Origin of the sequence: Janthinobacterium paucivorans, assembly GCF_051380805.1 — a bacterium.
Classification (GTDB): Bacteria; Pseudomonadota; Gammaproteobacteria; order Burkholderiales; family Burkholderiaceae_D; genus Janthinobacterium; species Janthinobacterium lividum_D.
Window position 1 is genome coordinate 432,723 of record NZ_JBNYXR010000001.1, and the last position, 11,866, is coordinate 444,588.

The 11,866-nt window shown below is 61.0% G+C and carries 10 protein-coding genes; 6 read left to right on the forward strand and 4 right to left on the reverse strand.

The features are described 5' to 3' along the window. Positions 1-315 precede the first annotated feature (315 nt). Positions 316-1,545 (forward strand): pyridoxal phosphate-dependent aminotransferase, encoded by a 1,230-nt coding sequence (locus ACQ4V8_RS01895; protein ID WP_070346475.1) that lies wholly within the window; start codon positions 316-318, stop codon positions 1,543-1,545. 84 nt (positions 1,546-1,629) lie between these two features. Beyond that, a complete protein-coding gene (locus ACQ4V8_RS01900) occupies positions 1,630-2,952 on the forward strand; it encodes a homoserine dehydrogenase (RefSeq protein ID WP_010399979.1) in 1,323 nt (440 codons plus the stop codon). Positions 2,953-3,111: 159 nt separating this feature from the next. Here the strand turns inward: ACQ4V8_RS01900 and ACQ4V8_RS01905 are convergent, their stop codons facing one another. From ACQ4V8_RS01905 to ACQ4V8_RS01920, 4 genes are all read right to left on the reverse strand, one after another. Then, a complete protein-coding gene (locus tag ACQ4V8_RS01905) occupies positions 3,112-3,465 on the reverse strand; it encodes a ribonuclease E inhibitor RraB (RefSeq protein ID WP_010399978.1) in 354 nt (117 codons plus the stop codon). Positions 3,466-3,606: 141 nt separating this feature from the next. Then, on the reverse strand, positions 3,607-4,167 hold the full coding sequence (locus tag ACQ4V8_RS01910; protein WP_010399977.1) for an outer membrane beta-barrel protein: 561 nt from the start codon (positions 4,165-4,167) through the stop codon (positions 3,607-3,609). 171 nt (positions 4,168-4,338) lie between these two features. Next, the gene (locus ACQ4V8_RS01915; protein WP_436570803.1) at positions 4,339-5,832 is read right to left on the reverse strand and encodes a sensor histidine kinase; all 1,494 of its coding nucleotides are present in this window, start codon (positions 5,830-5,832) and stop codon (positions 4,339-4,341) included. Positions 5,833-5,840: 8 nt separating this feature from the next. Continuing rightward, positions 5,841-6,575, reverse strand: coding sequence for a response regulator (locus ACQ4V8_RS01920; RefSeq protein ID WP_029496563.1), 735 nt, complete (start codon positions 6,573-6,575; stop codon positions 5,841-5,843). 201 nt (positions 6,576-6,776) lie between these two features. Here ACQ4V8_RS01920 and ACQ4V8_RS01925 point away from each other — a divergent pair, with 201 nt between their 5' ends. The 4 genes from ACQ4V8_RS01925 (at position 6,777) to ACQ4V8_RS01940 (ending at position 11,833) form a co-directional block, all read left to right on the forward strand. Next, positions 6,777-7,838 (forward strand): porin, encoded by a 1,062-nt coding sequence (locus ACQ4V8_RS01925; protein ID WP_010399971.1) that lies wholly within the window; start codon positions 6,777-6,779, stop codon positions 7,836-7,838. 3 nt (positions 7,839-7,841) lie between these two features. After that, a complete protein-coding gene (locus ACQ4V8_RS01930) occupies positions 7,842-8,822 on the forward strand; it encodes a Bug family tripartite tricarboxylate transporter substrate binding protein (RefSeq protein ID WP_010399968.1) in 981 nt (326 codons plus the stop codon). A 44-nt stretch (positions 8,823-8,866) separates the two neighbouring features. Next, the gene (locus tag ACQ4V8_RS01935; RefSeq protein WP_010399966.1) at positions 8,867-9,964 is read left to right on the forward strand and encodes an ABC transporter substrate-binding protein; all 1,098 of its coding nucleotides are present in this window, start codon (positions 8,867-8,869) and stop codon (positions 9,962-9,964) included. Positions 9,965-10,042: 78 nt separating this feature from the next. After that, the gene (locus ACQ4V8_RS01940; RefSeq protein WP_436570804.1) at positions 10,043-11,833 is read left to right on the forward strand and encodes an ABC transporter permease; all 1,791 of its coding nucleotides are present in this window, start codon (positions 10,043-10,045) and stop codon (positions 11,831-11,833) included. Positions 11,834-11,866 lie beyond the last annotated feature (33 nt).

Genomic DNA, 11,866 nt, shown 5'->3' on the forward strand with positions numbered 1-11,866 from the left:
GAAAAGCAACATCCTTTCCAATTTGCAATCTGTTGGCTATGCTTTGGCGCAACAGTGGTAGCCGCCGCCCGCCATAGTAATAGGCAAAGATTAAGGGAAGATGAAGAGCGTCCGGTAGGAAAAGCATGCGCGTGCCTGATAGCGTGGCATAAACGGCGCGAAATGCTGCAGTTTGCCATGTTTAATTTGATAAAATGGGCTGCTTTCGGCGAGAATGGCTGTTTTCGCATTGCAGTCTCAGGGGTTCACAGTTCTGGCGCGGCTTTCATGCTGCAAGCGTAGGCCGGCCGCGCCGCATCACGACAGGGATTTATTTTGCGACCGATTCAGAAATCGAATAAATTGGCGGACGTCTGCTACGACATCCGCGGGCCGGTCCTGGAAAAATCCAGGCAAATGGAAGAAGAAGGCCACAAGATCACCAAGCTCAATATCGGCAACCTGGCCGTATTCGGCTTCGACCCGCCCGATGAAATCGTGCGCGACATGATGCTCAATTTGCACAACGCGGCCGGCTATACGGATTCGAAAGGCATGTTCGCGCCGCGCAAGGCCGTCATGCACTACACGCAGAGCAAGAATATCGCCGGCGTGACCATCGATGATATTTACTTGGGCAACGGTGCCTCGGAATTGATCGTCATGGCGATGAATGCCTTGCTCAACAGTGGCGACGAGGTGCTGGTGCCGGCGCCTGACTATCCGCTGTGGACGGCCGCCGTCAGCCTGTCGGGCGGCAATCCCGTGCATTATGTCTGCGACGAGCAGAACGAGTGGTATCCCGATATCGAGGATATGCGCCGCAAGATCACGCCGCAAACGAAAGCCATCGTCGTCATCAACCCGAACAATCCTACCGGCGCGCTGTACCCGGTGCCGGTGCTGCAGCAGATCGTCGAACTGGCGCGCCAGCACCAGCTGATCATTTTCGCCGACGAGATCTACGACAAGGTGTTGTACGACGAAGCCGAGCACGTGTCGATCGCCTCGCTGGCCGACGACGTATTGTTCATCACCATGAACGGCTTGTCGAAAAATTACCGCTCCTGCGGCTACCGCTCCGGCTGGATGGTGGTCTCGGGTGAAAAACGCCACGCAAAAGACTACATCGAAGGCCTCAATATGCTGGCCTCGATGCGGCTATGCGCCAACGCGCCGGGGCAGTTTGCCATCCAGACGGCGCTTGGCGGCTACCAGAGCATACAAGACCTGGTGGGGCCTGGCGGGCGCCTGTTGAAACAGCGCGACCTGGCGCACAAGCTGCTGACCGATATTCCGGGCGTCACCTGTGTCAAGCCCAAGGCCGCGCTGTACATGTTCCCGCGCCTGGACCCGGAGATCTATCCGATCGCCGACGACCAGCAGTTTGCCTATGAATTACTGGCCGAAGCGAAGGTCCTGATCGTGCAGGGCACGGGGTTTAACTGGATCGCGCCCGACCATTTCCGCGTCGTCTTCCTGCCCAACTCCGATGACCTGACCGAGGCCATGGGACGCATCGCGCGCTTCCTCGAAGGTTACCGCAAGCGTCACGGCCGCGGCTGAACCAGCCAGCAGCATCTCGATCAACCATACCGATCAACCTGGCGCCCTCTCAAGGGCGCCACTTATGAGCACTCAAGCACAATTATGAAATCCATCAAGATCGGTCTGCTGGGCCTGGGCAATGTCGGTTACGGCACGTTCAGCGTCCTGAAACGCAACCAGGAAGAAATCAAGCGTCGCGCCGGCCGCAGCATTGAAGTCGTTGCCGTCGCCGTGCGCGATGTGGCGCGCGCCGAAGCGCTGGTCGCCGGCGCCTGCAAGGTCGTCAATGACCCGCAGCTGATCGTCAACGATCCCGAGATCGACATCGTCGTCGAACTGATCGGTGGCTACGACCTGTCGAAAACCCTGGTGATGCAGGCCATCGCCAACGGCAAGCACGTGGTGACGGCCAACAAGGCCCTGCTGGCCGTGCATGGCAACGAAATCTTTGCCGCCGCCCAGGACAAGGGCGTGATGGTGGCATTCGAGGCGGCTGTCGCCGGCGGCATCCCCATCATCAAGGCGCTGCGCGAAGGCTTGACGGCCAACCGCATCGAATGGATCGCCGGCATCATCAACGGCACCACCAATTTCATCCTCTCAGAAATGCGCGACAAGGGCCTCGATTTCGCCACCGTGCTGAAACAGGCGCAGGAACTGGGCTACGCGGAAGCCGATCCCACCTTCGACATCGAAGGCATCGATGCCGCGCACAAGGCCACCATCATGTCGGCCATCGCCTTCGGCATCCCGGTGCAGTTCGACAAGGCCTACGTGGAAGGCATCAGCAATCTCAATGCCGTTGACATCCGCTACGCCGAGCAACTGGGCTACCGCATCAAGCTGCTGGGCATTACCAAGCGCGCCACCGTCAATGGCGTGGAAGGCATCGAGTTGCGCGTGCATCCGACCCTGATCCCGGCCAAGCGCTTGATCGCCAATGTGGAAGGGGCCATGAATGCGGTGCTGGTACACGGCGACGCCGTTGGCGCCAGCCTGTATTCGGGCCGCGGCGCGGGCGCCGAACCGACCGCCTCGTCGGTGATCGCCGATCTGGTCGACATTACGCGCCTGGCCACGGCCGACCCGGAACACCGCGTGCCGCACCTGGCCTTCCAGCCGAACGCGATGACCGATATCGCGATTTTACCGATGTCGGAAATTACCACCAGCTACTACCTGCGCATGCACGTGGCCGACCAGCCGGGCGTGCTGGCCGACTTGACGCGCATCCTGGCCGAACGCGGCATTTCGATCGACGCCATGCTGCAAAAAGAGCCGGCCGAAGGCGAGACGCATACCGACATCATCATGCTGACGCACCAGACGCAGGAAAAGAACGTCACGGCGGCCATCGAAAAGATGGAAGCGCTCCAGAGCGTGGTGGGTATGGTGACCAAGATCCGCCTGGAAAACCTGAGCTGATTTTTACAAAGCTGCATGCAAAACGGCGCCCTCGGGCGCCGTTTTGCGTTTGTGATGTAGGTCGGATTAGTGGGGCCGCCGAGGCGCAGCGTAATCCGACATCACCACCGGCCGTGCCAACAATGTTGTCGGATTACGGTCCTTCGGACCTCATCCGACCTACGCTGCGGTAGCGACCGGACCGACATCCATGCCGTCGTAGCTGGCCAACTGGTTTTCCTGGGCAAACACCATCAGTTCGCCATTGCGTGCATGCAGGCTCTCGACGTCATGCACTTCGGCTTTTTCCACATGCAGCACCCACACGGGGGCGGCGGCCGGGTCGTCCAGTTCGGGCTGATACAGTTCCACCGGGCGGTAGCCCTGCAGTGCCAGCAAGGTGGCGGCCTGCTCCAGCGGCTCGGACGTGGGATTGGTGAAGTAATAGCCCCACAGTAGCGGCTGGGACAAATCCCACGGCGCGTTCTCGGCGATATTGGCGAACAGTTCGGTTACATCTTCTTTGGTCATCATGGCGGGGCTTTCAGTCAATTCCAGGGCGCGATCTTAACATCGGTGCCGCTGGCGCGCCACGCGCGCATAAAAAAACCGGCTTGCCAGCCGGTTTTTTGTCAGCCCTTACAGCGGCTGGGGTTGCATTCGCGCAAGCGTGAATTAGAACTTGTAGCGCAGGCCGATCGACAGCAGGTCGGCTTTTACAGTCGCGCCGTTCACGCTCAGCGTCTTGCCAAAGTTTTCATACTCAGCAACAGCCGACAGGTTCTTGTTGATGTTGTAAGCAGCGCCGATGCCAAACAGGGCAGCGGTTTTGTTTTTCGACACGTTGAAATTGAAACCCATCGCGTCAACATTAAATTTGGTGCGATTTTGCGACACGCCAGCCTTGGCGAACAGCGAAAACTGTTCGTTCAGTGGCAGGGTGCCGGTGGCGGCGACGTAAAATGCGCTGGTGTCAACGCTCAACGAATCATTGTTTTCGCTATCTTTCACTTTGCCGAAATTGACATAGCCGGCTTCTGCGCCGAAGTTTTGCGTGAAGTCGTAGCCAGCGTAAGCTTTGTAACCGGTTTTGTTGTCTTTGCCAGAACCGAAATCACCCGACAGTTTCAATTCCGAACGGCCGACGTTAGCGCCGATGTAAGCGCCTTCAGCTTGGGCGAACAATGGGAATGCCAGGGCGGCGCCGACGACGGCTGCGAACAATTGCTTTTTCATTTTTAATCCTATTGATAATTAACGCGCAGAGATTGTCTCGTTGCGTAATGGGAGACGAATTATATAGGGATAAATATGTTTGTGTAAGGCAATTATTTAAAAAATATTGAAAATAAACCATGTGTTGGTTTGGGGCAACACTTAATGTCGAAGATATATCCGTACAGTGCCTCAGGTGATCGCCCTGAAATGCACGCTGACCTTCAGCCCATGCCCATTGGAGGCCGTTGACAACTCCAGCCGGGCGCCGTGCAGGGCGGCGATGTCGCGCACGATGGCCAGGCCCAGTCCTGCGCCGCCAGGGTTGCTCTCGAGCGCCGCGCCGACCCGGTAGAACGGCGTCAATACGCGTTCGCGTTCACCCGGCGCGATGCCGGGGCCGCTGTCTTCCACCTCCAGCATGGCGCCGTGTCCGTTCTCTGTCTGCGCCGCGCGCACGCGCAGGATCACGCTGCCGCCCTGCGGCGTGTAGCGCAGGGCATTGTCGACCAGGTTGGCCAGCAGTTCGTGCAGCAGCAAGGCCTGGCCATGCACGGGCGCGTCGTCGGGCGCCTCCAGCGACAAATCGATATGCTTGCCGACGGCAGTCATGGCCATTGCCAGTCCTAACTGCTGCGCCACGCGGCGCAGCGAGACCAGATCCATGGCCAGGCTGTCGCTGCCATGCTCTATGCGCGCCAGGGTCAGCAGGCGGTTGGCCAAGAGTACGGTCGAATCGGTGGTGCTGGCGATCGAGCGTACGATGTCGCGCAGGGCGGCCATGTCGGACGCCGTGCCGGCCTGGCGGTCGCACTCGCGCAGGGCCAGTTCGGCCTGGGTTTTCAGCACCGTCAACGGCGTGCGCAGCTGGTGCGAGGCGTCCGCGATGAAGCGACGCTGGCTGGCGATCAGTTGCTGCAAGCGCGACATGGAGCCGTTCATGGCGCTCACCAGCGGGCGCATTTCTTTGTGCACCAGCGTGGGATCGACGTCGGACAGATCGGACAGGGTGCGCGTCTCGACTTCCGTTTTCAAACGCATCAGCGGCCGCAGCACCAGGCGTACGGCAAACCACACGAGCGCGCCCATCACCAGTATCATTGCCGCCTGCCAGCTCAGGGTATCGAACAGGATCTGGTTCGACAGGCCGCGCCGCGCATCGAGTGTTTCAGCAACCTGTATCAGGGCGATGCCGCGCATCGAGTCGTCATACACCGGTTGCAGCAGGGCGGCGATGCGGATCGGCTTGCCATGGTAATCGGCGTGGTAGAAGCGCACCAGGGCCGGATAGTTTTGCGAACGGGGCACGTTTTTCGGCACGCGCGGCAAGTCGCCATAGCCCGAGACCAGTTCGCCGTTGATGCCTGTGACCTTGTAATAGATGCGGCCGAGGGTATCGGTTTCGAAGCTGTCGAGCGCCACGTAAGGTACTTCTGCCACCACCTTGCCGCCGACGATGGAGACGCGCTCGGCCAGTGCCCGCGTCGATGCCAGCAGGGAGCGGTCATAAGCCATGTCGGCGGCGTCGAGCGCATTGCGGTAGACAAAAAAAGCGTCGAGCAGCACCAGCATCGCCAGCGGTATGAGCAGCCAGCGCAGCAACTGGCTGCGCAGGCTGCCCAGCGGCCGGCCCAGCGCCCAGCGCCGGCGCAGGCGCTCGAACAGGGGCCTGCGCGGGCGTTGCATGGCGTCGCTCATTTTGCTGCAGCCAGCGCCATGGCGCTGCGCGGCTGCAGCAGGTAGCCGATGCCGCGCAGAGTAGTGATGACGGCGCCGTCGGGCGCGCCGCTGTCGATGCCGTTTTCCAAGCTGCTTTCAAGTTTTTTGCGTACGCGGTGGATATACAGTTCGATGGCGTCCAGATTAACGTCGTCGGCCAGCGCGAAGACTTCGTCGAATAGCTTTTCCTTCGAAACTGCACGTCCGGAGCGCGTGATCAGCGCTTCGAGCACCGCGTGTTCGCGCGGCGTCAGGGGAAAAGGGGCGCCGGCATAGCTGAACATGCGCGTGACGGTGTCGAAACTGAGCGCGCCGCAGGTATGCACCAGCGCTTCGTTGCCCTGGCTGCGGCGCAGCAGGGCTTTCACGCGCGCCTCCAGTTCGGCCAGTTCGAACGGCTTGGCCATGTAGTCGTCGGCGCCCAGGTTCAGGCCCTGCACTTTTTCATCCAGGCCGCCACGCGCCGTGAGTATCATGACGGGAGTCTTGCCGCGCGTGCCCCCACGCGCGCGCAGGCGGCGCAGCACGTCCAGGCCGTCCATCTTCGGCAGGGTCAGGTCGAGCAGCACCAGCGAGTATTCCTGCGTGTGCAGCAGGGCGTCGGCATCGGCGCCGTTGTGGGCGGTCTCCACCGTCAGGTGCGCGTCGCGCAGGGCCTTTGCCAGCCAGTGCGACAGCTCCAGATGGTCTTCCACTAATAATATGCGCATGGTCTCCGCCATTCGTTGAAATGCTCCAGTGTAAGCGTGGCGGCAGGGGGGCGATGAATATGTTGGGCTCGATTGTGGCTGGCTGGCGACACTTGTCGTGCTGAAAGCCAATTGAAAGGCTGACGCTCATATAGTGTGACTCTGATTCATGAAATGGATCAGGCATATCACTAATAACTATATCTAAGGGAGACACTTCACATGAAGAAAACTGCATTCTCGCTGGCCGCCATGGCGGTGCTCGCCGCAGCCGGCAGCGCCCAGGCCCAGTCGAACGTGACCCTGTATGGTCGCCTTGACGCTGGTATCAGCAACACCAGCAACGCCGGTCCGAACAAGAGCTCGATGACGCAAGTGAGCTCCGGCGGCATGAACACCTCGCGCTGGGGCATCCTGGGCAGCGAAGACCTGGGTGGCGGCCTGAAAGCGGTCTTCAATCTGGAAGGCGGCATCCTGGTCGACACGGGCGCAGCCGACGGCGCGCTGTTCAAGCGCCAGGCCAATGTGGGCCTGGAAGGTGCGTTTGGCCGCGTCGTGCTGGGCCGCTCGTTTACCACCGTATATGACTTTGTGCTGCCGTTCGATCCGATGGCGTATGCGCCGTTCTACTCGTGGGCTACCTCGGCCAACGCGACGGGCCCGAGCAAGTATGGCATGACAACCGCCTTCGACAACCTGGTCAAGTACTCGGGCAAGACGGGCGACTTCAGCTACGGCGCCTCGTATGGTTTCGGCGAGCAGTCGACGGGCAACTCGGACAGCGCCAAGCTGTCGACGGCAGTTACCTACAAGACCGGTCCTGTCAGCCTGCTCGCGACGTATGAACAGGTGAACGGCAATGCCATCGCTGGCGGCGCGCGCGACAAGACCACCGTGTACCACCTGGGCGCCATGTATGACAATGGCCCGTGGAAGGTGCAGGCGGCGGCGCGCGACTACAAGCTCGATCCGGCTGCCGCCGGCAAGGCCGACGTGCGCGGCACCTTGTACTGGGGCGGCGTCAGCTACATGACCACGCCGGCAATCACCCTGACGGGCGTGATCTACTACCAGGACGTAAAGAATGTGGCGGCCAACCTGAATGCCGATCCGATCATGTACGTGGCGCGCGTGCGCTATGCGCTGTCCAAGCGCACTGACCTGTACGTGGCCGGCGCTTATGCCAAGGCCAAGCACAATCAGCTGGTCAGCCTGTCGCGCGACGATGCCGGTTTCGGCGACACCCAGCGCGGTGTGATGGCCGGCATCCAGCACCGCTTCTAAGGCATGACGATGCTGCGTTCCCTGCTGCTGTCTTTGCTGTGCCTGCTGCCCGCCGTGGCGGGGGCGCAGGCGTTTGCTGCGGCCGAGTGCGTGGTGCCGTCCAAACCGGGCGGTGCCATGGACCTGACCTGCAAGCTGGCAAAAAAAGGCCTGGCGCAGGAGGGCGCGGCAGGCCTGGCGGGCCCAATGCGCATCAGCTATCTGCCCGGCGGCATCGGTGCGGTGGCCTGGCACTCGATGGCATCGCAACGACGCCGTGCGGAAGCGAACACCCTGGTGGCGTTTTCGGGCGGTTCGCTGCTCAATTTGGCGCAGGGCAAGTTCGGCAATGCGAAGGCGAGCGACGTGCGCTGGGTGGCGGCGCTGGGTGCCGACTACGGCATGATCGCCGTGCGCAGCGATTCGCCCTACAAGAGCCTGGCCGACCTGATCGCGGCGCTGCGCCAGCATCCAGACCAGGTACTGATCGGCGTCTCCGGCACCATCGGCAGCCAGGACTGGCTGAAGATGGCGTTGCTGGCGCGCCATGCCGGCATCGATCCGAAAGTGCTGCGTTTTGTGGCGCTCGAGGGCGGCGGCGAAGTGTTTACGGCGATGCAGGCCGGTTACGTGCAGGTGGTCTCGGGCGACACCTCGGAGGCCACCCTGAACGCCAGCGCCAACCATGCGCGCGTGCTGGCGGTACTGTCGGAAAAACGTCTGCCTGGCGTGTTGGCCGGCGTGCCGACTGCGCGCGAGCAGGGCTTCGACGTGGTCTGGCCGATCATTCGCGGCGTATGGATGGGCCCCCAGGTACCCGAGGCGAATTACCAGCGCTGGGTGGCTACCTTTGACCGCGTGATGGCTACGCCGCAGTTCGCGCAGTGGCGTGCGCAGGCCGGCCTGTACCCATTCGCCCTGACGGGGCCGAAGCTGACAGCGTATGTCAAGCAGGCGGTCGATGAGTATGCCAGGCAGGCGAATGAGCTTGGCTTGATGCGCTGAACGACATCCTAATAAAAAACCTATTCATAGACGGAGACAACCCCATGCAAACCAAGACCCTGCTTCAAGCTGCCCTTGCCACCGCGTTTGCCAGCCTGGCCGGCGCCGTATTTGCGCAAGTGCCGGCCGGCTATCCGGCCGACTATCAAAAGATCATCGACGCGGCCAAGAAGGAAGGCAAGGTGGTGATCTACAGCGCCACCGACAGCAAGGCTGCCGCTCCGCTGATCAAGGACTTCAGCGCCCTGTATCCCGGCATCTCGGTCGAATACAACGACATGAATTCCACCGAAGTGTATAACCGTTTCATTTCCGAAGTGGCCGCCGGCGGCAATACGGCCGATGTGATGTGGTCGTCGGCGATGGACTTGCAGATGCGCCTGGCCTCCGATGGTTATGCGCTCAAGTACAAATCGGTCGAAGCGGCGAAGATTCCCGGTTGGGCCATGTGGGATGACCAGGCTTACGGCACCACATTCGAGCCGGCCGCCATCGTCTACAACAAGCGTTTGCTCGATCCGAAGGAAGTGCCGAAGAATCACGACGACTTCGTCAAGCTGATCGCCACGCCGAAATTCAAGGACAAGGTCACCACCTACGATATCGAAAAATCGGGCGTGGGCTTCATGTTCATGGCGCAGGATGCCAAGGAATACCCGCAATTTCTGGCGCTGCAAAACGCGTTCGGCACGGCCAAGGTGCGCGTGCAGTCGTCGACGGGCACCATGATGGAGCGCATCTCCTCGGGGGAAAACCTGATCGGCTACAACGTGCTGGGTTCTTATGCGCTGGTGCGCGCCAAGACCGATCCGTCCATCGGCGTGGTGCTGCCCAAGGATTACACCCTGATCCTGTCGCGCGTGCAGTTCATCAACAAGAATGCGAAGAACGTCAACGCCAGCAAGCTATGGCTCGATTACATCTTGTCGCAGCGCGGCCAGACCATCATTGCCAATGGCGCCAAGCTATTCGCCATCCGCGCCGACGTCACGGGCGAGACCACGTCGGCCGACCTGATCAAGCAAATCGGCGCAGCCAATGTCAAGCCGATTCCCGTACACCCGATCATCCTGCAGTTTTTGGGACCTGCCAAGCGCATGGCCTTCCTGAAGCAGTGGAAAGAGACCGCCGGCAAGAAGTAGGAATAGCCAACGCCGTCTTGGCCGCCCGCGAGCCTGGCTCGCGGGCGCACGCCGCCCCCTTCATACATTGGATTCATCATGCAAACTGCCATCTTGCCGCTGCCTGCACGGTCGCGCTCTCCCTTGTCGCGCCTGAACTGGTCGCGCGGCATGGTCGTGACGATCACGCTGATCGCCATTTTCCTCCCGCTGTTCCTGATTTTTTACCAGAGCTTTTTGAACGCGCCGTTTTTCATGCCCGTGCGCGAATTCGGCTTTGATTCCTACCGTTTCATCTTCGATGATCCCGATTTTGCCATGGCCTTCAAGAATGGCCTGATGCTGGCCTTCGGCCTGACCGTCATCGCCGTGCCGCTGGGCGGCATGCTGGCCTTTCTGATGGTGCGCACCGACTTGCCCGGCCGCGGCTGGGTGGCGCCGATGCTGCTGGTGCCCATTTTTGTCTCGCCGATGGTGATGGGCTTTGGCTACGTCGTCTCGATGGGGCCGGTAGGCTTTTACTCGACCTGGGCCAAGGAGTTGCTCGGCTTCGTGCCCTGGAATATTTACTCGTTCACCAGCATCGTCATCATCGCCGGTCTGACGCATGTGCCGCACGTCTACTTGTACGCCTCCTCGGCGCTGAAAAGCCTCGGTTCCGATGTCGAAGAAGCGGCCCGCGTGGCCGGCGCCTCGCCGATCCAGGTGATGCTCAATGTGTCGCTGCCGATGATCATGCCGGCGCTGGCATATGCGGGCGTGCTGGTGTTCTTCCTTGGCTTTGAAGTATTCGGCCTGGTGCTGGTGCTCGGTGATCCGGAAGGCCATCTGGTGCTGCCGACCTATCTGTACAAGCTGACCAACAAGCTGGGCACGCCGTCCTACCATCTGATGGCCGCCGTCGCCGTCTGCCTGGTGATGGTGACCATGCCGCTGGTGATGCTACAGCGCTGGTTGCTCAAGTCGGCCAACAAGTATGTGTCGATCAAGGGCAAGGGCGCGCGCAGCAAGGCCATGCCGCTGGGTCGCTGGAAATGGCTGGCCTTTGCCTTGCTGGCCGGCTGGCTGATCTTCACCATCATCTTGCCGTTGACGGGTATCGTATTGCGCTCCTTCGTGCAGTACTGGGGCGAAGGCGTGCACTTGGCCGACGTGCTGACACTGCAGCATTTCCGCGATATTTTTGAGCAGCCATCGCTGGTGCGCGGCATCGTCAACACCATCCTGATCGGTGTCGTCGGCGGCGCCCTGGCCGTGGGCTGCTACAGCTTCATCGCGCTGGCCATGCACCGCAAGCAGGACGGCATCACGCGCCTGCTCGACTACAGCGTGCTGGTGCCGCGCGCCGTGCCGGGCCTGCTGGCCGGCCTGTCGTTCCTGTGGGTGTTCCTGTTCGTGCCAGCCTGGCTTGACGGCATGCTCAAGGGCATGGACAACAGCGTGGCCCTATGGCTGAGTGGTCATGTCATCCCCGTGCTGCGCGAAGTGCGCTCGACCATCTTCGCCCTGTGGCTGGCGTATTCGGTGGTATGGATGGCGTACGGCATGCGCCTCATTTCTACCGCGCTGCTGCAAGTGGGACCGGAGCTGGAAGAGGCGGCGCGCGCCGTCGGCGCCAGCCGCGGCCAGGTGACGCGCGACGTGACCTTGCCGCTGATCAAATACGGCTTGCTGGGCGCCTGGCTGATGGTCTTCCTGATCTTCGAGCGTGAATATTCGACCGGCGTGTACCTGCTTTCGCCGGGTACGGAAGTGATCGGCGCCATGTTGGTATCGCTGTGGGCTGGCGGCTCGACCGACCTGGTGGCGGCGCTGTCCTTCATCAATATCACCCTGGTGGCCATCGGCCTGGGCATCGCGCTGCGCTTTGGCGTGAAGTTGCATAACTGAGCTGCATAACTAAAAATAGACTGAGACCACATC

Bases quoted from the DNA above. Each gene is read 5' to 3' on its own strand.
- ACQ4V8_RS01900 (WP_010399979.1), top strand. From the start codon at position 1,630: ATGAAATCCATCAAGATCGGTCTGCTGGGCCTGGGCAATGTCGGTTAC.
- ACQ4V8_RS01905 (WP_010399978.1), bottom strand. From the start codon at position 3,465: ATGATGACCAAAGAAGATGTAACCGAACTGTTCGCCAATATCGCCGAG.
- ACQ4V8_RS01910 (WP_010399977.1), bottom strand. From the start codon at position 4,167: ATGAAAAAGCAATTGTTCGCAGCCGTCGTCGGCGCCGCCCTGGCATTC.
- ACQ4V8_RS01915 (WP_436570803.1), bottom strand. From the start codon at position 5,832: ATGCAACGCCCGCGCAGGCCCCTGTTCGAGCGCCTGCGCCGGCGCTGG.
- ACQ4V8_RS01920 (WP_029496563.1), bottom strand. From the start codon at position 6,575: ATGCGCATATTATTAGTGGAAGACCATCTGGAGCTGTCGCACTGGCTG.
- ACQ4V8_RS01925 (WP_010399971.1), top strand. From the start codon at position 6,777: ATGAAGAAAACTGCATTCTCGCTGGCCGCCATGGCGGTGCTCGCCGCA.
- ACQ4V8_RS01930 (WP_010399968.1), top strand. From the start codon at position 7,842: ATGACGATGCTGCGTTCCCTGCTGCTGTCTTTGCTGTGCCTGCTGCCC.
- ACQ4V8_RS01935 (WP_010399966.1), top strand. From the start codon at position 8,867: ATGCAAACCAAGACCCTGCTTCAAGCTGCCCTTGCCACCGCGTTTGCC.
- ACQ4V8_RS01940 (WP_436570804.1), top strand. From the start codon at position 10,043: ATGCAAACTGCCATCTTGCCGCTGCCTGCACGGTCGCGCTCTCCCTTG.